The 21,984-nt window shown below is 38.5% G+C and carries 22 protein-coding genes; 9 read left to right on the top strand and 13 right to left on the bottom strand.

Features of this window, described 5'->3' with window-relative positions:
* Positions 1-264: 264 nt before the first annotated feature.
* Together ACMZOO_RS00470 and ACMZOO_RS00465 are read right to left on the bottom strand one after the other, a co-directional pair.
* Positions 265-1,530, bottom strand: a complete 1,266-nt coding sequence (locus ACMZOO_RS00470; RefSeq protein ID WP_440904712.1) for a sensor histidine kinase — start codon at positions 1,528-1,530, stop codon at positions 265-267.
* Positions 1,531-1,617: 87 nt separating this feature from the next.
* Positions 1,618-2,304: a response regulator transcription factor gene (locus tag ACMZOO_RS00465; protein WP_440904711.1), complete on the bottom strand. Its 687-nt coding sequence runs from the start codon at positions 2,302-2,304 to the stop codon at positions 1,618-1,620.
* 199 nt (positions 2,305-2,503) lie between these two features.
* Between ACMZOO_RS00465 and ACMZOO_RS00460 the strand changes: the two genes are divergently transcribed.
* The gene (locus ACMZOO_RS00460) at positions 2,504-3,049 is read left to right on the top strand and encodes a hypothetical protein (protein ID WP_440904709.1); all 546 of its coding nucleotides are present in this window, start codon (positions 2,504-2,506) and stop codon (positions 3,047-3,049) included.
* Between the two features lie 125 nt (positions 3,050-3,174).
* Positions 3,175-4,179, top strand: a complete 1,005-nt coding sequence (locus tag ACMZOO_RS00455) for a hypothetical protein (RefSeq protein ID WP_440904708.1) — start codon at positions 3,175-3,177, stop codon at positions 4,177-4,179.
* A 234-nt stretch (positions 4,180-4,413) separates the two neighbouring features.
* On the opposite strand, the gene ACMZOO_RS00450 is transcribed toward ACMZOO_RS00455, so the two are convergent.
* The 11 genes from ACMZOO_RS00450 to ACMZOO_RS00400 all read right to left on the bottom strand — a co-directional run bounded on the left by ACMZOO_RS00450 (position 4,414) and on the right by ACMZOO_RS00400 (position 16,918).
* A complete protein-coding gene (locus ACMZOO_RS00450) occupies positions 4,414-5,172 on the bottom strand; it encodes a tRNA1(Val) (adenine(37)-N6)-methyltransferase (protein WP_440904707.1) in 759 nt (252 codons plus the stop codon).
* Positions 5,159-8,770, bottom strand: coding sequence for a hydantoinase B/oxoprolinase family protein (locus ACMZOO_RS00445; protein ID WP_440904705.1), 3,612 nt, complete (start codon positions 8,768-8,770; stop codon positions 5,159-5,161). The genes ACMZOO_RS00450 and ACMZOO_RS00445 overlap by 14 nt, the downstream gene beginning before the upstream one ends.
* Before the next feature lie 62 nt (positions 8,771-8,832).
* A complete protein-coding gene (locus ACMZOO_RS00440; protein WP_440904704.1) occupies positions 8,833-9,042 on the bottom strand; it encodes a DUF3820 family protein in 210 nt (69 codons plus the stop codon).
* Positions 9,043-9,939 carry an alpha/beta fold hydrolase gene (locus tag ACMZOO_RS00435; protein WP_440904703.1) on the bottom strand — a complete coding sequence of 299 codons (897 nt, stop codon included), beginning with the start codon at positions 9,937-9,939 and terminating at the stop codon, positions 9,043-9,045.
* Between the two features lie 16 nt (positions 9,940-9,955).
* Positions 9,956-10,567: a Slp family lipoprotein gene (locus ACMZOO_RS00430; RefSeq protein WP_440904702.1), complete on the bottom strand. Its 612-nt coding sequence runs from the start codon at positions 10,565-10,567 to the stop codon at positions 9,956-9,958.
* 46 nt (positions 10,568-10,613) lie between these two features.
* A complete protein-coding gene (locus ACMZOO_RS00425; protein WP_440904701.1) occupies positions 10,614-12,668 on the bottom strand; it encodes an EAL domain-containing response regulator in 2,055 nt (684 codons plus the stop codon).
* Positions 12,669-12,926: 258 nt separating this feature from the next.
* Entirely contained in the window at positions 12,927-13,643 is a 717-nt protein-coding gene (tsaB, locus tag ACMZOO_RS00420) for a tRNA (adenosine(37)-N6)-threonylcarbamoyltransferase complex dimerization subunit type 1 TsaB (RefSeq protein ID WP_440904699.1), read from the bottom strand.
* A gap of 53 nt (positions 13,644-13,696) precedes the next feature.
* On the bottom strand, positions 13,697-15,607 hold the full coding sequence (locus ACMZOO_RS00415) for an ATP-dependent DNA helicase (protein ID WP_440904698.1): 1,911 nt from the start codon (positions 15,605-15,607) through the stop codon (positions 13,697-13,699).
* 391 nt (positions 15,608-15,998) lie between these two features.
* The gene (locus ACMZOO_RS00410) at positions 15,999-16,262 is read right to left on the bottom strand and encodes a hypothetical protein (protein ID WP_440904697.1); all 264 of its coding nucleotides are present in this window, start codon (positions 16,260-16,262) and stop codon (positions 15,999-16,001) included.
* A gap of 69 nt (positions 16,263-16,331) precedes the next feature.
* On the bottom strand, positions 16,332-16,613 hold the full coding sequence (locus ACMZOO_RS00405; protein WP_440904695.1) for a hypothetical protein: 282 nt from the start codon (positions 16,611-16,613) through the stop codon (positions 16,332-16,334).
* 65 nt (positions 16,614-16,678) lie between these two features.
* Positions 16,679-16,918 (bottom strand): sulfurtransferase TusA family protein, encoded by a 240-nt coding sequence (locus ACMZOO_RS00400; RefSeq protein WP_440904693.1) that lies wholly within the window; start codon positions 16,916-16,918, stop codon positions 16,679-16,681.
* A gap of 66 nt (positions 16,919-16,984) precedes the next feature.
* Between ACMZOO_RS00400 and ACMZOO_RS00395 the strand changes: the two genes are divergently transcribed.
* From ACMZOO_RS00395 to ACMZOO_RS00365, 7 genes are read left to right on the top strand one after another with little or no spacing between them, the layout of a single operon-like run.
* Positions 16,985-17,647, top strand: a complete 663-nt coding sequence (locus ACMZOO_RS00395) for a hypothetical protein (protein WP_440904692.1) — start codon at positions 16,985-16,987, stop codon at positions 17,645-17,647.
* A gap of 30 nt (positions 17,648-17,677) precedes the next feature.
* The gene (locus ACMZOO_RS00390; RefSeq protein WP_440904691.1) at positions 17,678-19,141 is read left to right on the top strand and encodes a M48 family metalloprotease; all 1,464 of its coding nucleotides are present in this window, start codon (positions 17,678-17,680) and stop codon (positions 19,139-19,141) included.
* Positions 19,142-19,143: 2 nt separating this feature from the next.
* Positions 19,144-19,500, top strand: coding sequence for an arsenate reductase (glutaredoxin) (gene arsC / locus ACMZOO_RS00385; protein ID WP_016955949.1), 357 nt, complete (start codon positions 19,144-19,146; stop codon positions 19,498-19,500).
* Positions 19,493-20,077, top strand: a complete 585-nt coding sequence (gene wrbA, locus ACMZOO_RS00380; RefSeq protein ID WP_440904689.1) for an NAD(P)H:quinone oxidoreductase — start codon at positions 19,493-19,495, stop codon at positions 20,075-20,077. The genes arsC and wrbA overlap by 8 nt, the downstream gene beginning before the upstream one ends.
* 35 nt (positions 20,078-20,112) lie before the next feature.
* Positions 20,113-20,547 carry a DUF2069 domain-containing protein gene (locus tag ACMZOO_RS00375; RefSeq protein WP_440904688.1) on the top strand — a complete coding sequence of 145 codons (435 nt, stop codon included), beginning with the start codon at positions 20,113-20,115 and terminating at the stop codon, positions 20,545-20,547.
* Positions 20,548-20,562: 15 nt separating this feature from the next.
* The gene (locus ACMZOO_RS00370; RefSeq protein ID WP_440904686.1) at positions 20,563-21,234 is read left to right on the top strand and encodes a pseudouridine synthase; all 672 of its coding nucleotides are present in this window, start codon (positions 20,563-20,565) and stop codon (positions 21,232-21,234) included.
* Positions 21,235-21,261: 27 nt separating this feature from the next.
* Positions 21,262-21,789: a cyclic nucleotide-binding domain-containing protein gene (locus ACMZOO_RS00365; RefSeq protein ID WP_082196154.1), complete on the top strand. Its 528-nt coding sequence runs from the start codon at positions 21,262-21,264 to the stop codon at positions 21,787-21,789.
* The last annotated feature ends 195 nt before the right edge of the window (positions 21,790-21,984 follow it).

Raw genomic sequence — 21,984 nt, 5'->3', positions numbered from 1 at the left:
TGTAATACAATACTCACATACAAATATGCAATAATCAATAAATTTGTAAAACACAGGTTAATTATTTTGTATTTTTAGATGGGTTTATTGTAAGACAATCGGTATCAAAGCGAGAGTTTATAGAGGTTTAGAGGTGTTAGACGATGAAATAACCACAAGTTTTGAATTTATTAAAATAATCAATAACGAAATTAGTTTATCAATACAAAGTACACGACAATGATTGTCAGACAATTCTACATAACCAAATAGAGTCGAGGTAAATTAACCTTTGTGTTGTTCGCGTAGTTCAACTACGTTTGATGCTTCGGTTGTTTGTTTGATATCTTGTTCTGCAAATGTCAGGGTGACCGAGCGGCCATTTTCGAGGGTTTCAACCTTGTAGCTAAGGTTTATTTTATTAACTATTTTTTCAATTAATACCAAACCAATGCCAAAGCCAGGTTCTTTATTTTGTTGGACAAACTTATTTTCAACCGTATTTTGGTTCAAAATAGTAATACCGTTACGCATAACTGCTATATGTACTAAACCTTGTAAAGTGTTTTGAAAAGCGTTGCGCACTAGGTTATTTAAAACAATTTGTAACAATGTTGGGTGGGTATAAACACTGAGTGCATCGCCGCTAACTATCACTCGTACGCTTTTACCTTTGATAATGCTTTGGTTGTCTTCTATCGACTTATCTAACATTTTCGCCGGATCGCACATAGTAAAACCTGTGTCATTTTGTCCTTCTCGACTTATCCATAACAAGGCTTCAATTTGATATTTCATATCTGCGACAGCAATTTCCATGCGTTGCAATACCCGTCTTTCGTCGGGGGATAAGTTACGCATCATAGCTTCGAGTATCTCCATATTAGTTGATAATACAGCAACTTGAGTGCGCAATTCATGGCTGGTAAAACGAGCAAACGAATGTTCTTTTTCTAACAACTCAGTGAATTTATTGATGCTGTTATTCACTGTATAAGCCAACGAAGTTAACCCATCAACTTTTAGTTTGGGTGGATCAACTTTTTTTGAAGCTGACAAATTATCAGCCCAATTAGCTAATTGCCTAACGGTTAAATTTACATGATTAATGTAATACAGCTGAACCATGAAGATAATGGCAATAATCACAACAGCAATAAAAACAGCGGGTTGCATTCTACCGGCCAACCTAGCATCTAATTGTGATTGATTCTGGCTCGTCACTCGATAATAGGTATAGAGGGTATGTTGCTTAAATTGGATTGGGTAAATCAAGATAAGCTCAGCAACTGAAAACACTCCGCGGAAACTTGATACTGCTATATTTATTTTGTTTACTTTAAGTTCAGCTTGTTTCGCTACACTAGGAATACTACTTTTTAAACTTTCATACGAAGTGACGAGTTGAAGCTCGTCACTTCCAATTGGGTAATGAGGTGCGGTTAAATATTTATCTGGATTGGTTTTAATTCGAGAGATTGCCCGCTCGGTATAATCAACAAGAAAATGACTTTGTTGAGTTGCATGCTCAATATGAAACTGCGCGGCCACATAGATCACATAGAACAGCACAAAAACCGCTATAAAAGCGGTTCCGACCAATGTGCTACGTATTTGTAGAGCTGTGTTTTTAATCATTTAGTCATGCAGTTTTTTCTTTAATTCAAATCCAAATCCATGAACTATATGTAGCAGCGGCACCGAGTAAGTTTTATCTAAACTTTGGCGCAATCTATGAATATGCACCTTTAGTGCACTACTATCCGGAACATCTTCGCCCCAAACTGCGTATTCCAAATCTTGTTTACTGACCGCATTTGGGTATGCCTTGGCTAACGATTGCAAAATTGACCAACCAGAAGGCGTTAAGCGTAATACTTCACCGTCTCTTCTCGCTGTTTTATTCTTTAAGTCTAAATTCAAGCCCAAGTCTTCAATATTAAGGCATTTAACCATACCGCTTTTGCGAGTAGACAAGGCTTTTATTCTGGCGAGTAATTCACGTAGTTCGAATGGTTTAACTAAATAATCATCCGCTCCACTATCAAAACCTGCGAGTTTATCGTCAATATCGCCGAGTGCTGACACCATTAAGATCGGAATTTCTTTTCCATCTTCTCTTAAGGTATTACACATTTGCAATCCAGACATCATTGGCATATTTACGTCAGTCACTACAACATCATAGCTGTTCTGGCTGACTAAATTTACACCATGAATGCCATTACCACAGTGATCACAATCAATTTGGTTTAACTCCAAATAATGCATTACTGTAGCAGCCAAATTTTGATCATCTTCAATCAATAAAACACGATTACCCATGAAATCCCCCAATGCATAAATAATCAAACTTAGGTATATTTAACTCATTGAAAGCAAATTTGTTAAATATTTGTTTAATATATACCTAGTTTGATTAGTTGCAATATGCATTCGTATGCAAAGCAAATTTCTTGCTATAAATGGCAATAATTCCCAAACTACTAGTAGCTAGTTTTTAACATCGGAACACATTTTGAACATGGGTCACATTACAAAATCTCTGATTTTATTGTCGTTAATTTTTAGCCTGCTTGGGTGCGATAGTTTTTATACATTAGATAAACACAGACCCAAAGTGTTTACCTTAAATGACTTTTATCAGGCTCAAGGTTATCAACTTAGGTACGATTTATATCTGCCAAATTCTTATTTAGGTTGGATACATAATAAACAAACGATTATGACTTATGATCAGCAAACCAATACCTACTGGCTGAAAAATATTGATATTAGCAAACCTCAAGTAGATGATGTTGGAGGACGCTTCAAAATTGCCAGTAACGATTGGCAAAATCAATTTGGTTTTGGTGAATATGACGTTTCGCAAGACGAATCTAGTTTTGGTATCCCTGTAGAAGGCGCTGTGTTGCATTTACACTACTCACATAATAGCCGTGACATGTTTATTGAATACCCTAACCCAATTCATGGTAAGTATTTATCTATCGGGATTAAGGTCACGGAAAATACCTTACGACCATCAGCCATTATGTATACACAATTAAGCCAACAGCCTATGCCATAAACTATTCTGCTATGGCAAAAATAATTTACATAGGAAAACATTTACCCTTTTATTTGGGTTAAAAAGTAGTTAATCTTAGGCATCTGCGATCACCTTGTTGAAGAACAATAAAAAGGACGCTATTTATGAGCAAGCCTATCGCACTTTACGCGCTTGATGCTAATTTAGACTTAGAAGAATGTTGCCAAAACGCCAACTATTGGGGCGCTAATACACTCATTCTATCACCTGAGTTATACAACGAGCCGGAACTTCCCTCATTGTTAGACAAATATAATTTATCACTCTGGCTGAATATATCTGTACTCAATAACCCAGAGTATTTGCAGCAAGAGCCACAGCGTCAAGCTATTACCAATAGCAAGTTACCAGCTAAAACAGATTGGTGCCATTTTGTCTGCCCAACAGATAGGGTTTATCAAAACTATCTCGAAAATGAAATTCACCACTATTTAGAAGATATTTCGCCGGCAATTATTAGCTTAGATTTTTTGCGTCAGTTTATAAATTGGCAAGGCAAGGCATTTGAACAAATTCAAAATAGCGACTTAGAATACGGCTGCTTCTGTTCGAACTGTTTGCAAAACTTTAGTATTTCGCCCTTTTATACAGAAGCGGCACAAGCTCAAATTGAAGCTGGTGAATTTAGTGTCGATTACGCCAATTGGCGCAGCCAAAAAATTATTGATATAGCCCAACATTTAACCCGTTTAATCCGTGAGCTATCACCAGATAGCAAACTAGTTTTAAATACCTTACCTTGGTCTGATGAGGTATTAAATCAGGCGAGTACTTTGCTTGCGGGGCAAAATAAAACAGAATTGGCACTGCTATTTGATGCTATGTGTCCTGTAGCTTTTACCCATTTAATGCCACAGGGGATGGAAGAAAAAGCAGCTTTAATGCAAACCATAAGTGATGAAACACATTTACCGGTTTTTTATGGTTTACAGGTTTCACATTGGCGCGCACAGAACCAAATTTCAAATGGTCAATTTGAGGCTGAACTAAAACAGAACTTAGCTTTAAGTAAACATGGTTTGGTTATTTATAATTACCATGAGTTAACTCGTTCACCAGAAAAAGCGACAATTTTGAAGCGACATTTGAATCCAGAGATTCACTATTAATTGCGTATTAGGAATGACAGCACATCAATAAAAGTGCACGAAGATAGATAACTGATTGAATTTCGCAGCGCTATCATCGAGTTAAAGTGGGAGAGCAATAATTTAGAGCAAAATTTCTTTTTCATGGATGAAAAAGCGAAGCGTACAGGGATTGTATTCACAGCGGTTTTGTGAAAATTATGCTCTTTCGATTTAACGTCACATTAAGCACATCAGCTAAAGCAACTTCAACGACTAAAAATTCAAATAATAAGCCCGACACAAAGCACGATATTGCTCAGTATATTTACTCTGTTCATCATAAATAACTAACTTTTCTATATCGGGTTTCTGCAAGTTTGAGCCGCAGCTGGCTGCTAACTTAACTCGAATGCATACACGCTTAGCAACGTCATCAGACGATTTTGGGAAAATATGTAATTCTGCAATACAAGTTAAATTATTTTCAGCAAAAATAGCTTTGACCTGCGCTAAATCGGCAAACGGGAATACCAACTCAGCAATACCATCAAGCGCCAAACGTTGGCTAATTTGCGCTGCTAGAATCGTCCAATCTAAATTTGTTTGCAAACGAGCAAGCGCTCGGCCTTGTTGAATTGTTTGCCCAGCGCCAAAATAAGGTGGGTTACAAATTATGCGCTGATATTTTGTATCCATGGGTAAATCTTGTATTGGTGATTTCACCAGTTGGATATTAGCCGCCCAGTTACATTGGCTAAAATTCAACTCAGCATCAATACAAGCGCCTTGGTCCATTTCTACCGCTGTGAACTTAACCTGATTTGACGATTGAAACTTTTGCGCCAGCATTAAAGTTAATAAGCCGGTGCCGCAGCCAATATCTAACACATTATATTGCGAATCAGCTATTGCACCAGACAAAGGCTCAACTAGCGCCCAACTGCCTAAAATCAAACTATCCGTGCCGACTTTCATGGCACTGTGTTGTTGGCTAATCTCAAATTGTTTACAAACAAAATTACCGCTGGCCAAATCCACCGCCTCCTGGGGTTTCTATTGTCAGAATATCGCCTGAATCAACAGCTACATTCGCATTAAAACTTAGTTCGACTTTATCTTGGGTATCTAACCTAGTTAAATAGTTACACCCCACTAATCCATTACTTCCGCCTGCCAAGCCTTGTGGCGCATGCAACCTTGAATTTGCCAATATATTAATTTGCATAGGCTGTAAAAATTCGATTGAACGAATTAAACCGTTACCACCATTAAACTGCCCTTTGCCACCCGAGTTTGCTCGAATAGCAAATTGCCTCAATTTAACTGGATATCTTTGTTCGAGTATTTCAGGATCGGTTAAACGTGAATTAGTCATATGGCTATGTACAGCGTCTTGCCCAGCATAAACAACACCTTGAGGCGTAATACCCGCACCTGTACCGCCGGCTAAAGTTTCATAGTACTGATATTCAGCATTGCCAAATGACAGATTATTCATAGTGGTTTGAGAACATGCTTGTTTGCCTAACGCTAAAAACAAACTTGATACGACAGCTTGTGAAACCTCAACATTACCAGCAACCACAGCAGCGGGATATTCAGGGTTCAACATTGACTTTTCCGGTACTACAACTGTTAACGGTCGCATACAGCCAGCATTTAACGGAATGGCATTTTCAACTAAACATCTAAATACGTAAATAACAGCAGCATCTGTAATAGAGCGCGGCGCATTAAAATTCGAATTTTGTTGTTCGCTTGTACCACTAAAGTCAATAATTGCACTATCTCCAGATATTTTAATATCAACACAAATAGTCGCTCCACAATCCATGGTTAATTGTGCAGTTCGTGAATTCAGACTTTGCAGCGCGTTTCGAACAGCTAACTCACCGTTGGCTAAAATTGCATTTAAAATTTGATTACAAGCAACTAAACCTTGCTGTTCCACAAACTCAATTAAGGCTTTTTCACCGACTTTATTCGCAGCTAACTGAGCGGATAAATCGGCAATATTTTGTTTAATATTACGTGCCGGATATTCGCCTTGGGCAAAAGCTTGCTTTACATGATCAACTAATAATTTGCCCTGTTCAGCGATTTTTAAACCATCAAACAACAAACCTTCTTGTTGAATATGATTGCTGTCTGCGGGCATTGAACCTGGGGTAATGCCACCAACATCTGCATGATGTGCACGTGAGGCAACATATAAAACAGGATTAGTTGATTGATAAAATATCGGTGTGACTAAAGTTAAATCAGGTAAATGAGTACCACCTAAAAATGGTGAATTAATTAAATAACTGTCACCTGCTTGCATTGTATGCTTGTGCTGTTCAATAACACTTAACACACTATGTGACATAGAGCCTAAATGCACAGGTACATGCGGCGCGTTAGCAATAAGTTCACCCTTCTGATTAAAAATAGCACACGAGAAATCTAGCCTTTCTCTAATATTCACCGAATGAGCAGTTCTTGCCAGCACTTCACCCATTTGCTCAGCAAACGACATAAATAAGTTGTTATAAATTTCGAGTTTAATCGGGCTAATTTCAATTTGAGTGTCAACAATTTGCTGTTGGGTGAACTCAGCACTTTCTGGGGCTACCATCTCTAACAACAATGATTTATCTGCGAGTTGTTTAGCCTGCCATCCGTCTTCAACCACATTACAACCCGTTTTTTCAACAATTAACGCTGGCCCTTGAATAACCTGTGCTGTGTTAAGTTTATCTCTTTGATAAACGTTAAATTCAGCAGATTCAGATAACTGAACTTGATTTAACAGAGGCTCAACTTGAATTTCAGTGTTATTTAAATCAACTTGCGATTGTAAGTGTACTTCCACGACATAAGCATCAATCAAAATGCCAGTATTGGGCTGCACATAACCAAATTGGTTTTGGTGTTGCTCTGCAAATTTGTCTTGGATGATTTGTATATTGTTGGCGTAATCAACTTCAAATCTAACTTCTGCGCCTTGGTACTTAACTAATAATTTAGCTTTAGTGACAAAACTATCATCGGCAATATTTTTAGCCGCTGTTTGTTGTTTTATTTGTTGAATAAATTGCGCCTGTTTAGCTTGGATTTGCGTAGCCAGTGTAATTAAATTTGATTCAGACAAGTCTTGCTGTGCACTAAACTCAGCACCAATGCCTTGGTCAGACAAACCAATACCAAACGCAGATAAAACACCGGCATACGGATGAATAATCACTTTATTCATGCCTAACGCTTGAGCCATCAAACAAGCATGTTGCCCACCTGCACCACCAAAACAACTTAACGCATATTCGGTTAAGTCGTAGCCTCTTTTGGTGGAAATATGCCGAACTGCGTGCGCCATATTATCAACTGCGACTTCAATAAAACCTTGTGCAATTTCAACTAACGACAAGTTTATATTGTCAATTTGTAAAGCCTGCTGCACCTGCGCAAGTTTGTTGATGGCTGCTTGTTTATCTAAGGGTAAATCACCATTAATACCAAATACCGCAGGAAATAACTCCGCATTTAATTTCCCTAATACTAAATTACAATCAGTGACTGTCAGTGGTCCACCTTTGCGATAACAGGCTGGCCCAGGGTTAGAGCCTGCTGATTCAGGTCCAACTTGAAAACGCCCGTCTGCGTATTGGCAAACAGACCCCCCACCGGCTGCTACTGTATGTATATTTAACATTGGGGTCGCCAAACGTACACCGGCAACTTCTGTGCAATAGCTAAACTCATACCTATCGGCATAATGCGAAACGTCTGTTGAAGTACCGCCCATATCGAAACCAATAATTTTATTAAAACCGCTTTGTTTTGCGGTTTTAACTGCTCCAACAATACCACCAGCTGGACCAGATAAAATTGCGTCTTTACCTTTAAACAAATCGGCCTGAGTCAAAGCGCCATTTGATTGCATAAAATATAAATCAACACCCTGTAACGCTTCGGCAATTTGATTAACATAGTTTTGCATGACTGGCGTTAAATAAGCATCAGCAACGCAGGTATCGCCGCGTGGAATAAGTTTAATGGTTTGACTGGCTTTGTGTGAAAGCGAAATTTGTGTAAAACCGGCTTCTTTAGCCAACAATTCTAGCGCTTGTTCATGCTGAGGATTGATCCAACTGTGCATTAGCACAATCGCAATTGCATCGAAACCTCGTTGTTTTATCTGATTGAATAGTTGACGAGCTTGTTCAAGATTTAACGATTGCTCTATATTTCCCTGCACATCAATGCGTTCAGCTATTTCAAATGCAGCGGAAAACAAAGTATCCGGCAATATAATTTGTTGAGCAAAAATATCTGGGCGATGTTGATAAGCAATTTTTAAACTATCTTTAAAACCTTTAGTTGTCACTAAGGCTGTTTTTTCACCTTTGCGCTCAAGTAGCGCATTGGTAGCGACTGTTGTGCCTACTTTAACACTGTCGATAATTTCATTCGGAATGGCTTGTTCGTAACTTAACTCAAGTAAATCACGAATCCCTTGCACCGCTGAGTTTGCATAACGTTCTGGATTTTCGGATAAAAGTTTATGGGTTATCAAAGTGCCATCTAGTTTAACAGCAACTATATCTGTAAATGTACCACCACGATCTACCCAAAACTGCCAACCCGCCATAAACAATCCTCAAAACCCAGTAAAAATTTGAAGCGGAATTTTAGCACATTTGTGTAGACTAATTAGCGTTTTAACGGTTTGATTAAATGAGATAAGTTTTCCATTTTTATCACCATAGTCATGGCCATCAATTCGCCCAACTCTCCTGGCGGAAATCCCTTGTTTTGAAACCACAAAAAATATTCTTCTGGAATGTTTATCAAATCAATTCCTTTGTATTTGCCAAATGGCATTTGTGTATTGGCTATTTTAATTAAAATTTGGGGTTCCATTTAGCGCTCCATTACCTTTATGACTTGTGTTTTTATATATTCAGCAACTGCTTGAGCTTGTGGCATATGAAAATGATGTGATCCTGAGAAATTTTTTACATAAGCCTTTTTTGCAAATTCAACATATTGTTCAACCGTTTGGCGGATAACAGTATACCCCTTGTCGGCCAAACAAATGTGAATTGGGCAACTGATACTACTTAATAGTTCTTTTGCTTGAGTTGGGGTTAAGCGAATAGGCGACAGAGTTTGCAGCCGAGGATCACTGCGCCAACTAAAACAATTGTGTTCAAGATATAAATTTCGTTCAATTAATGCTTGCGCAAAATCTACATCTAACTGATTTTTTTCAACTCGCATTTGCACTAACGACGGAATTAAGTTCAATGGCTTTTTGACGGATGATTTGTTGCGTTTTTCTGCCATTTTTAAGCGGCTTTCAAAAGCAAGGTGAATATTAGTTGCCAATTCATGCTCTGGTTGAGTAAATGCACCTGGCGACTCTAACAAAATCAGTGTTTTGACAAACTCACATTCACTCGCAGCAAAAATAGTTGAAACCGCACCACCTAACGAATGCCCAACTAAATAAAATGCTGGCAAATTTAGTTGTTGGCAAAATAGTTTTAGATCGTACACCCAATCAATTAAATGATAATGTGCGTCTAAACTTCTATGGTCGCTATGACCGTGACCAATCAACTCTAGGACAATGAGCTGATATTCGCTGAAAAACTCACTCATTGGCACAAAGCTTTCAGCGTTATCTAACCAACCGTGAATACAGACAATAGTCGGTATATTTGGATTAATATTATCTAAATCGAAATTACTTAAATAACAAATAGACTTGCCGTGGTTTAATAGGCAAGTCTGTTGAATAAGCTGAGCCGACATTGTTAAGCCTTAATTTTTATTCGCGAGTCGACGCTTTTTTCTTGGATGGACGTTTTTTGTTATCCGTCGGTATGTAATATGGGTGTAAATAATGATATCTGCGCCAATACCAACGGCTAGAATATGGCCAGAATGGATCTGCCCATAAATCAGCTCGGCTATCTATCTCTTTAGCCTCAGGCCAAATATGCACTTCAGCATTATTTAGCACAGGATAGCTTATCTCGTATTCACCAACCTTGCCTTGTTCAGGTGTCGCTACTGTGCCTAAAGCGCTCACCATACGGCCAGATTTAAAAATACCCGGTTCTAAAAACTGTTTTACATAAACGCGGAATCGACCTTTGGATTCATCAGTAACTTTAGGTTTACTGCTGCTATATGCTTCGTAATGAACAAGTTCGAGCATGGTTTGTTGTTGGAGATTTTTCACAGCAACAATGACTCCGCCCCAACGCGCTTGTTCACCAACTAATTCATTGCCTTGTTTACTGGCGTTATCGAAACTAACCAAGTTAACACCATCCGCTACTTGCAAGTTTTTTGGCACAGTACTGCAAGCAGATAAACCCAAAACAAAACTGACACAAGATAAAGCTAGCGCTAAGCGTTTGTTAAATATAAACATAATATAAAATCAACCATAACTACCCAATTAAATTAAGTATAACAGCTTAGTCGATATAATCATGTGTTATCTGTTGTAACATTGCTTGTTCAAATTCTTTTGCTGGCAAAGGTTTATAAAAATAATAACCTTGATAACAATTAATTTTTAAACTCTGTAAATAATTGAGCTGAGCTTTGGTTTCTACCCCTTCAGCTATGGTCGATAAACCCAGTGCTTTAGCTATATAAGCAATGGCTTCTACGATTGCACAATCATTTTCGTTATTGGGTAACTCTTTAATAAACGACATATCTATCTTTAACGTATTCAAAGGTAACGATTTTAAATAAGCTAACGATGAATACCCTGTGCCAAAATCATCAATTGAAACTTTAATGCCGTTACGGTGAAACGCATTCAGCACAGGCAATGCTGAATCAAGATTTTCTAATAACAGTGTTTCTGTCACTTCTAATTCCAACAACTCGTTTGGTATTTGGCATTGATGTAATAAATTTAAAATATCGTCTTGCAGGTATTGTTCTATCAATTGCCGCGCGGACAAATTGACCGCTACAGGTATTTTAGTGCCTTGTTTGTACCATTTTTGCAATTGATGACAGACTTTGGTTAATACAATTTTGCCAATCTCAATAATAAGTCCAGTCTCTTCTGCTATCGGAATAAAATCAGCTGGTGAGACTAAACCTCTAGTCGGATGCGGCCAACGCACCAGAGCTTCAGCACCGACAATTTGTCCTTGTGTATCTACTTTTGCTTGGTAATACACTTCAAAAGCGGCGAGCTCTATCGCTTTGTGCAAATCTTCTTCTAATTGCGCTTTGTCTTTTAACGTCGCTTGCAGCTTAGGTTGGAAAATTGCGATTTGTTGATTGCGTAGCAACCAAGCATCATTTAAGGCGATATCTGCATCGCGCAGTATATCTGCTGCGTTTATATAACTTTGAGTTTCCGCAACAATTGCGCTGGAAAAGGTTAAATGAATTTCTTTGTCGTCAATCACTAACGGGATCTTCAGTGCGGGGTTTATTCTTTGCTCAATAATGTCGACACAAGTATCTACACTGCCAGTATTTTGTACCGTTAGTGCAAATTTTTCATCATCTACCCTAGCTAAACTTTCTTGTGGTGGCACTATCGCCGACAAGATACTCGCAACTTCATAAATCAACCTGTCACAAAAGTGATGCCCATAACAGTCACGAATGAGCTTGTATCTGTTTAACGAAATTACAATGACATTAAAATTCTTAATTTGCTCTTCTTCTAACGCTTTGAGCAATAATTCCATTCTATCGATAAATGCCGAACGATTGAGCACATCGGCAATCGGGTCGATAATTTTCCGGTTGGTAAAATCTGTCATAGAACCTGCCATACGATAAGCTTTACCATTTTTATGCCGTATGGCCGCGCCACGGATCATCATCCAACGATATGTACCATCGGCATGCTGTAAACGACACTCTTGGGCGAAATGTTCAGATATTCCTTCTAAGTGATGGCGTAAACAGCGATTAAATTCGTAACAATCGTTAGGGTGAATACGTGCAACAAAAGCTTCAAATTTATTGGGGAAATCTTGCTCTTCAAAACCCAGCATTTTTTTCCATCGCGCCGAGAAAAAAGCTTCATCAGAACTAATTAACCAGTCCCATAAACCGTCGTTTGCGCCCATAGCGGCTAAGCTAAAACGTTCGTTTGCCTTGCGTCTATCTGTATCAAGTTTTTTGATTAACAGTAAGTTTTGCACTCTAGCTAATAAAATTTGCACATCTATCGGTTTAGTTATGTAGTCGTTAGCGCCTAAACGCAGGCAAGAAACAATCTGTCTATTCGCTCTATGCGCACTTACCATAACTACAGGTAAACTAATCGCGGTTTCTCTGCTTCTAATGAGTTCTAAAATGGTTACACCAGAGCCATCTGGCAAACTGATATCTAACAAAACAAGATCGTATTGATTATGCGAAAGTAAAAACTGCGCTTTTTGCACTGTTTCGCAAGTATCTAGCCTAATGCTTTTATCTGTTTTGAGTGTTTCCTTAATTAGCTCGCGAGCGATTAATTCATCTTCAACCAAAAGTATTCTAGCCATAATCCTTAGTCCTTGCGCATTGAATTACTTAAGTATTAGCTAACTTTTTGAGGGGTAACAAGTTAATAAACTTGCAATATATTAAGCTTACGTCTTGAAGGGTTATACATGACTGACAATTAGCTATAAAGAAAAATAGCAATAAAAACAGTCTATTGAAGGCATTAATTTAGAATCAGAAAATAGAGTGTGTTACATATTCATAACCCATTTGTTTAATCAACAAACGGGTTATACCTAAATATTCTAATTGTCTGTTTATTTACCTGGCATTTTTTGCCAAGTAACTTGGTCGCGAACATACACAGGTGATATATCAGCTGCACTTTCTAATGTTTGAGTTTTTGCTTTTTCAGCCGCTATTAGTGCAATATCTAATGCGCTTGGAAATGGCTGTTGGTTATAAATATCTACAGCTAGTTGTGCAGATAGCTCTTGCTGATATGTTTGCCAGCCAGTGCCAATAGCCGACCATTTTTGTTGTGTATTTAATTGTTCAAGTGCATTTTCCGGAGGGCACACTTGTTCATTAACTAAGGTTTCAACTATGCCTTTACCTGTTATTTTATAGGCCGCCATATAAACTTCATTCATGCGTGCATCTATTGCAGGTACAACAAATACTTCACCACTTGAGTCAAACTGGCTGCGGTAAACACCATGTGCCATCGCCGCCAAAGTTGATACACCTAATGCTGGTTTGTTGGCCCCAAGCGCTAACCCCTGCACTATACCGGTTGCAATACGTACACCAGTAAAACTACCAGGGCCTTTGCCATAAGCAATTAAATCAACCTCGTCTAAATTAATGTCGGCTTGCTGCAACACTGACTCTGTCATAGCTAAAATGCGTTTGTTATGTTCTCGCGGACATACATCAAATTCAACATATTCAGTTGTTTGCCCATTGTCATTTAATAATAAAGCAGCAGAACAAGCTTCTGTTGAGGTGTCTAGGGCTAAAATGTACTTCATATCTATAACTCTATAATTCTTTAACTTATCAGACTTAACTTGAGCGTATCGCTCTAGCGCTGTTTTAAAAATTCACATGCTTTGTCGAGTGAACGACTGCGCTGCATATCCGGTAAACTCTGAATAAAAGTTTCACCATAAGGACGCGATACTAACCTTGGGTCGCAAATAATCAAGACTCCATGGTCGGTTACATCCCGTATCAATCGCCCTGCACCTTGTTTTAAGGTGATCACAGCTTGTGGAATTTGAATTTTACTAAAAGGGTCTTCACCTTTGCGTCGACAGTTTTCAATGCGCGCCTGCATCAATGGATCATCCGGTGCGGCAAAAGGTAGTTTATCTATTACGACACATTTAAGCGCATCACCACGCACATCCACCCCTTCCCAAAATGAACCTGTGGCTAACAATACAGGTTTGTCAGCAGCTAGGTATTGTTTTAGCAATTCGCGCTTAGGTACTTCGCCTTGGATAAATAACGGATTAGCAATTTTATTTTTTAATCTATCCGCGACCAAATTCATCATGCGATAACTGGTAAACAATAAAAAACAGCTGCCTTGTGCAGCATCGACAATTTTAAGCGACAAATCCACCAACGCATTTAGTACAGCCCTGTCGTTTGGCTCTGGGAAATAGCGCGGTATACACAATAAAGACTGTTTTTTATAATCAAACGGACTATCAAGCTGAATTGAATTAAAATCCTCCAAGCCCAATAAATCAGTGAAATGATTAAAACCACCATCAACAGACAAAGTTGCCGAAGTCATTAACCAAGCTTGTTTTTTTTCCTGGCGTAAATTGGAAAATTTATCGGCAATAGAAAGTGGTGTTAAGTTTAAACTTGCATGCCTTGGGGTGGTTTCGTACCACAAACTAACATCAGCTTGTTGCCACGTCGTCAGTTTGGCTATTTTTTGTTTTGCTTCAAAGATACGTTCAAAACAATTGTCCGCGGACTTTGAGCGGCCAACCTGCTCTTTTAACACCTCGTAAGCAAAATCAATCGATTTTACTAACGCATCTAATTCGCGCTGACATTGTTCAGTTTGGCCTTTTTCACGCCAATTGCCTTTTTCTGGTAACTCAGGGAAAGTTAAGCGGAATTGTCTTGCGTTGGTTATAAGCTTATTTGCAGCTTTGCCTAGTTGCTGTGCATCTTTTAAATCAGTGCGATAGGCAAGCTCCATATCTTTACCTAATTCAACTAATATGCGAGTTGAGATACGGTCGCCAAAATATTCGCACGCAATATCTGGAATTTGGTGTGCTTCGTCAAACACCACGACTTCTGAGTCAGGAACGATTTCACCAAAGCCAGTGTCTTTAACCGCCATATCAGCAAAATATAAATGATGATTGATTACCACTAAATCTGCTTCAGCCGCTTTTTTGCGAGCGCGAACTAAATAACAATCGTTGTAGCTTTCACATTCTTTACCTAAACAATTGTCGATTGTACTGGTAACCAATGGAATGGCTTTGGAATCTTCAGTAATAGTAGTGACTTCACCAATATCACCTGATTCAGTTGAAACTAACCACTTATCGATATTTTTTAAATCTTTCAGCAGCTTTTTATCTTCGAGCATTGGGTGCGCTTTGTGCTGTTTATGCCTTAGTAAACACAAGTAGTTGGCTCGGCCTTTGAGCAACGCGGTTTTACTACGGCTTTTCAATGCTTTTTTTACCAAAGGCAAATCACGGTGAAATAACTGCTCTTGTAAGTTTTTTGTACCAGTTGAAATAATAACTTTTTTGTCGCTTAACAAAGCTGGGATTAAATAAGCAAAGGTTTTGCCTGTGCCCGTACCAGCTTCTGCGATCAATAAAGCTTTTTCTTGAATAGACTTTTCAAAAGCTAATGCGAGCTTAACTTGTGGCACACGCGGCTGAAATCCATCAATCGCTTTTGCCAACGCCCCTTCTTTTGAAAAAACTTTCTCAACCTGACTCAAAACTTAACTCGGATAAATTGTCTAGAAATAAATTGATGTGGGATTATGCGTGTTTTTAGGGCTTATTAAAAGTTTTCTACTGCCTGCCGAATAATATTTTGCTTAGACGTTAGCGGTAAATATCGTGATCACCTATGTCTACCAGTATAACTTCACCGTTGTCTAACAGTTTTAGTGTCAATAAAATACGGTACTGCATATTAATGGAAACGGAATGGCAGTCTTTTGTACTAATTTTATGCAATCTTAATGATGGGTGCGTTACATCCAAACGTAACAATTTCAAAGTTTTAGTATACTGGCCGACTAGTTCTGGATGTTTTTTGAAAAACTTTTGTTCTTTTTTTATGTACGAAGCTGGTCGAATAATCTTCAACACTAGTTAACATCCCTATAAGCTGCGTAGCTTTTTCTCTAGTGCGTCAATATCTTCAAGTACTTCGTAATTACCACTTGCGTAATCAGCTTCAGCTTCTTTAATTGCGCGCTCTAATTCAAACTCTCGATAAGCATTATACTCATCAATATCGAGCACTACATATTTGGGGACACCTCTAACATCAATAGTAACCACATGGTCGCTATTGGCATTCATAGCACGATCTAAGGCTGAAACGCCGCCTCTTTTTAGGTCGTTCGCAGTTAATGTCGTCATATAGCCTCCACAACAATTACATTTGGCACTAAAAATAGCACTCTAAAAAGTGCTTTTCAAGTTCAGCCATTAAACTTCAATATCTACGTGTTTTTGCCCTTTATCATCGATATATACACCAGAATCAGATGTTGATTTTTCGGTTAACTCTTCGTCATTCTCGCTATCATTTTCTGGATGATAACGAGTATCGGCAGCATGATGGGCAAGTCTATTTTTAAGGTATCTATCTTGTGGAGCATCTTCGTGCTGTTTAACCGAAGCTTTAATCCCTTTTACATTAAGCTTAGGCGGTTGCAGTTTGTTTTGTACAACACGTGGCATAAATGGAATTATTAGGTCTGTGTTCATTTAATGCCTCCTGTTTCAAAATCGTTCTAACTTATATATCGGCAATTTTCCCATACAACTTAAGTTTAGCTAATACCAGCTTGGTTATCGTTAGTTACGCTTAATAAATAGTCATTGTCAGAAAGTTGAGATAATTTAAAGGGATAAGCTTTTAGTTTGAGCCAAGCTGGGATATCTTTTACAGAAGCGGCATCTCTCAACAAAAGTTGTATTTGCATACCCTGCTGAGCTTTTTTTAAGCTAAGCTTTAAAGTAAGTAATGGCATTGGGCAACGCATGTCACGGCAGTCGATTGGCTTTGGCATAATACTTTTTTGCTAATTATTTGCCTGTTAGTTTAACAAAACATCGGATAACTTGAGAACCTTACAATGAATAGCTCTGGCTTACCGGAAAATCCAACTTTAAAAGACATTAACAAATTTAAGCGTCAATTGAATTGGGGCGACTTACCGCCTTTTTACCATATGATTGCTTCATCGGTTAGTGAGCTTGAAAGCATTCAAACCATGGGCTTTGACAATGCGCTAAATAAAATTTGTAAACCTAACAATTGGAATCTGCAACTGTTAGGTGGCTATTTTGATGAGCAAAACGTTGTGCATGTGGAAAGAAAACCGCGTATCGCGATATACCAATTATTTACCGACCGGGGTTTTGAATTACATTGTTTTCCGTATGCCAAGAATAAAGAGATAGATCAATACGTACGCGGACACAAACTCATGGAGTTTATTACTTGGGATCCGGGCACTATGAAAGTGTTATGCAGAGTGAATTCACTGCATAAATTTATCGACTATTATTTTCAACGCGGTGATATTGCAGACAGAGCAATCATTTTTTATGCGATGCAATGTGTCGATAAACTCATTGATTATATGAAATCACACGTAGATGTGATTAAACTAGACGGCGTATCAATAGAGCAGTACTTTAAAACTCAAGAAAAACGAATTGCATCTGACGATTATGATGATTTGTTATTAGGTGATCTTAAAGGAAACGATTTGTCAGATTTTGGCTCTAAGTAACATAATTACAAATTTTGAAAGGATAGTTGTTTGTTCAATAAGCTTAAATGTTTTGCGTTAGCTGCTGCGGTAGGCATAAGCGCGATGCCATCATCAACAAGTTATGCGTCGATTTCAAACAATCATAAATTACCAAATTTAGGTACAGTTGCGGCCGGTAGTTTAACCATTGAAAAAGAAAAAGTTTTAGGCCAAGTTATTCGCAGACAATTACGTGCAACTTCACCGGTTATTTCAGATCCATTGTTAGATCAATACTTAAACGACTTAGGCAATCGCTTGGTATCAAAAGCTGCAGATGTACGTTACCCATTTGATTTTTATATGATTAAAAATCCACAAATAAACGCATTTGCTACTTTTGGTGGTGTTGTGGCTATTCATACTCGTACTCTGCTCGAAGCGAAAACAGAAAGTGAACTCGCTTCGGTTATTGGCCATGAAATTGCACACGTGACCCAACGCCATATCGCCAGAACCATTGAAGAAAACGAACGAAATGCCCCTTTAACTATAGCTTCTCTGTTAGGTGCCATATTAATTGCCATGGCCGACCCAAGCGCTGGCGCAGCTGCCATAACCACAGCGCAAGCTGGTAGCCAGCAAATGGCGTTAAATTACAATCGCCAAAATGAAAAAGAAGCCGATCGCATAGGTTTGCGTATTTTGATGGACTCAGGATTTGATCCCAAAGGTGCACGTGACTTTTTTGTCAGGCTTGCCGAACAAAGCCGTTATTCAAGTAAATTGCCGGCTATGTTGTACTCGCATCCTTTGCCAGACAGCCGAGTCAGTGATATTCGCGCCCGCATTGACGGTTTACCACCTGTTTATGCCAAAGAAAGTATCTATTTTAATTTAGCGCAAATACGCACCGCAGTTTTTTATACTCAAGTGCCCAGTTATCACGTTGAATATTACCAAACTCAACTCAACGGCATGATGCAAGCAAATAATCCGTTATTAAAATACGGCCTTGCTCTTGCGCTAATGAAAGAAGAAAAATACGCTGAAGCCGAGCCGTTGATTAATCAACTACTCGAATTAGATGCCAACAATTTATTTTATTTAGATTTAAAAACTGACATTGCATTAGGCTTAAAACAATATACGTCTATACTTGAATTGTTGAGCGGCAAACTTGAATTGATGCCAAAAAACCAAGTTTTGCTGCTTAATTACGCAAACGCACTGTTAACGGCAAATCAGGCTCAGAAAGCAGTTGAAATCTTAAAAGATTTTATTATTCTGCACCCCGAGCACTATCTGGCGTGGCAACTGATGGCGCAAGCATATAAGCAGCTTGAAAATCGTTCGATGTATCATCAAGCGCAAGCAGAATTATATGCTCTGGTCTTAGCTTATCCTAAAGCAATAGACGAATTGCACACAGCGTTTAACTATATCGAACGGCAGTCTGAAACTGAAAAAAGACGAATTTCTGCCAGAATTAAACAATTGCGTGAAGAACAAGAGAGTATCAAAAGGCTTTAAATATGGCTGAATATATTATTTATCATAACCCACGTTGCAGTAAGAGCCGTGAAACATTAGCACTACTTCAAGAAAACGGTATCGAGCCTGAAGTGGTTGAATATTTAAACACACCACCTACAGTAGAACGTTTAGCACAAATTGTAGAAATGTTAGGTTTGGAATCAGCACACCAGTTGATTCGTGATAAAGAGTCTATCTACAAAGAGTTAGATTTAGACGAATTGATGCAAGACGAAGAGCTACTCCCTTTAATGAATGAGTATCCTAAATTAATAGAGCGCCCTATAGTAATTAAAGGTAATAAAGCTGTATTAGGTCGCCCACCAGAAAATGTATTAGACCTAATTAATGGCTAATATTCTGGTTTTATATTACAGCCGTCATGGAAGCACCAAAAACCTTGCGCATGAAATAGCGCAAGGTATTGAAAAAACTGGGGCTCAAGCAGTTGTAAGAACTGTACCTTCAGTGAGTACTGATACTCATGCAACTTCCCCTAGCATCCCAAGCGACGGCGATATTTACGCCACCGAGCAAGATTTAATAAACTGTGACGGTTTAATTATTGGCTCGCCTACCCGTTTTGGCAATATGGCCGCGCCACTAAAATATTTTTTAGACGGTACCAGCAAACTTTGGTTAAAAGGCAGCTTGTCTGGTAAGCCAGCCGCTGTGTTTTCATCTAGCTCAAGTTTGCACGGCGGACAAGAAAGCACTTTATTAACCATGATGTTGCCGCTACTGCATCACGGTATGCTAATTGTAGGTTTGCCTTATAGTGAAGCTGATTTGCACACAACCACCACAGGCGGTACGCCCTATGGCGCAACCCATTTAGCAGCAGAACAAAACACCAAACTTTCAGCAGAAGAAAAAAACTTAGCGCAAGCTTTAGGTTATCGAGTTGCTGATATTGCCCAAAGACTCAGGTAAACTATACGCCCTTCGAGTTATTCAGTAGTGGTGTTATGACCCAAGAACAAAAAATTACCCGTGCTAAACATATAGCATTATTCGGTTATTTAGGATTAATTGTATTAGTGCCAGTATGGCATTTATGGTTAGCGCCACCAATGGAAGGTCTGTCGGCGACCTTTTTAGTCATCTTATGGCTCACACCTTTGCTCATACCATTTAAAGGTTTAGTTACAGGTAAACCATATACTTATGCGTGGGCAAACTTTGTTGCTATGTTTTATTTTTTACATAGTTTAACCCTGGTATGGGCATCTGATTCTGAACGTTACCTCGCCATTATTGAGTTTGTATTGGTTACCTTATGGTTTTGTGCAGGTAGTTATTATGCGCGCTGGCAAGGGCAATATTTAGGTATAGGTTTGAAAAAGCTCAAACAAGTTCAAGCTGAAGAAAAAGCCTTTTTTGAACCTGAAAGCAATAAATAACCGAGTGAAAACCGTTTGATTAATATTATTGCCACCGAAGCAGACTTTTATATTTGTGAAAAACCAGCTGGATTAGACTTTCATGATAGTGAAGGTCAAGCTGGTTTTTTTAGCTTAATCAAACAGCAAACTGGTGAAAATTTATACCCAGTACATAGACTCGATAAACAAACGTCTGGTCTGATAATTGTTGCGCGTAATCTCGCCGCAGAGCAAATCTTTAATCAACTTTTTAGCAGCCATCAAATTGAAAAGTATTATTGGGCAATTGCTGGTAATAAACCAAAACAAAAACAAGGCCGCATTGTTGGTGATATGGTTAAAAGCCGTAATCGCGCATGGAAATTAACTAAAGGCAGATGCAACCCAGCCAAAACCTTTTTTTATTCTTTTGGTTTAGGCACAGGCCAGCGTTTATATCTACTGCGTCCCTACTCAGGTAAAACCCATCAATTGCGTGTTGCACTTAAATCTATTGGAGTGGCTATTTTAGGTGATGATATATATAAAGGTGACGCTGCCGAGCGTTTATATTTACATGCCTATGCGCTGAAGTTTAGCTATCAAGGACAAGACTTCTGTTGGCAAATCGCGCCAACTGGTGATTCATTTGAACAAATTCCACAAGAAATTATTCAACAAAACCAATTAAATCAACCATGGTGTCTAAATTGGCCTAAACTATAAAGAAATCCCTAGCTTGGTAGACCAACAATGAAAAGAATTGACCATATCGACAAGCTGAAAGAGATGGAAATTTTAAGTCGTATTCCACTATTCAAAGGTCTGTCAGCGCAAGAGCGCAGTAGTTTAATAACCGACGAACTAGAATTCTACATAGCTGAAGAAGGCGATTATGTAATTAAACAAAACGAAAATGATCACTTCTTTTATATTTTGTTGAGTGGCAAATTAGAAATCACTAAAAATGCCAATCACTCGGTAATCGCTGAAGTTCAACCTGGTGATTTTGTTGGCGAAATAGCCTTTATCACCAACCAACCTCGTACTGCTTATGTGCAAGCAATTGAACAATCTATGGTGATCCGTGTCGATCAAACCATAATGCACCATTTACCAGAAAAAGTTCGCGAAAAAATCAAAGACACTATGATCAATGGCTTGGTCAACTTAATTAATCACATGAATGATGAAATCATTATGCTGCATGACAGAATAGACGATTATGAAAAACAACAGGCTAATGGCTCTGTGCAATTAGCTGAGAATTGGCAGAAATAACCCTTGTTATTGCGCTAAACCAAATAAATACGCCCCTTCCATTACGGATTATCCTGTTGAAATATAGAATATTTTTACAGGTGTATATAGTTAACAGCCAGCTAATCATTTAGCGGTTAGTCACTGGTTATTCAATAATCTGCAGAAGCTATAGATTATTTATTTTATAAAAAGCATCAACTACGCAAGTCCCCC

Source organism: Catenovulum sp. SX2 (genome assembly GCF_052056295.1).
Lineage (GTDB): Bacteria > Pseudomonadota > Gammaproteobacteria > Enterobacterales > Alteromonadaceae > Catenovulum.
This window is presented reverse-complemented; position numbering and strand designations above follow the sequence as displayed.

Excerpts from the sequence above, each read along its gene's own strand:
- ACMZOO_RS00465 (WP_440904711.1), bottom strand. The coding sequence starts at position 2,304 with ATGGGTAATCGTGTTTTATTGATTGAAGATGATCAAAATTTGGCTGCT.
- ACMZOO_RS00460 (WP_440904709.1), top strand. The coding sequence starts at position 2,504 with ATGGGTCACATTACAAAATCTCTGATTTTATTGTCGTTAATTTTTAGC.
- ACMZOO_RS00455 (WP_440904708.1), top strand. The coding sequence starts at position 3,175 with ATGAGCAAGCCTATCGCACTTTACGCGCTTGATGCTAATTTAGACTTA.
- ACMZOO_RS00445 (WP_440904705.1), bottom strand. The coding sequence starts at position 8,770 with ATGGCGGGTTGGCAGTTTTGGGTAGATCGTGGTGGTACATTTACAGAT.
- ACMZOO_RS00440 (WP_440904704.1), bottom strand. The coding sequence starts at position 9,042 with ATGGAACCCCAAATTTTAATTAAAATAGCCAATACACAAATGCCATTT.
- ACMZOO_RS00435 (WP_440904703.1), bottom strand. The coding sequence starts at position 9,939 with ATGTCGGCTCAGCTTATTCAACAGACTTGCCTATTAAACCACGGCAAG.
- ACMZOO_RS00430 (WP_440904702.1), bottom strand. The coding sequence starts at position 10,567 with ATGTTTATATTTAACAAACGCTTAGCGCTAGCTTTATCTTGTGTCAGT.
- ACMZOO_RS00425 (WP_440904701.1), bottom strand. The coding sequence starts at position 12,668 with ATGGCTAGAATACTTTTGGTTGAAGATGAATTAATCGCTCGCGAGCTA.
- tsaB (WP_440904699.1), bottom strand. The coding sequence starts at position 13,643 with ATGAAGTACATTTTAGCCCTAGACACCTCAACAGAAGCTTGTTCTGCT.
- ACMZOO_RS00410 (WP_440904697.1), bottom strand. The coding sequence starts at position 16,262 with ATGACGACATTAACTGCGAACGACCTAAAAAGAGGCGGCGTTTCAGCC.
- ACMZOO_RS00405 (WP_440904695.1), bottom strand. The coding sequence starts at position 16,613 with ATGAACACAGACCTAATAATTCCATTTATGCCACGTGTTGTACAAAAC.
- ACMZOO_RS00400 (WP_440904693.1), bottom strand. The coding sequence starts at position 16,918 with ATGCCAAAGCCAATCGACTGCCGTGACATGCGTTGCCCAATGCCATTA.
- ACMZOO_RS00395 (WP_440904692.1), top strand. The coding sequence starts at position 16,985 with ATGAATAGCTCTGGCTTACCGGAAAATCCAACTTTAAAAGACATTAAC.
- arsC (WP_016955949.1), top strand. The coding sequence starts at position 19,144 with ATGGCTGAATATATTATTTATCATAACCCACGTTGCAGTAAGAGCCGT.
- wrbA (WP_440904689.1), top strand. The coding sequence starts at position 19,493 with ATGGCTAATATTCTGGTTTTATATTACAGCCGTCATGGAAGCACCAAA.
- ACMZOO_RS00375 (WP_440904688.1), top strand. The coding sequence starts at position 20,113 with ATGACCCAAGAACAAAAAATTACCCGTGCTAAACATATAGCATTATTC.
- ACMZOO_RS00365 (WP_082196154.1), top strand. The coding sequence starts at position 21,262 with ATGAAAAGAATTGACCATATCGACAAGCTGAAAGAGATGGAAATTTTA.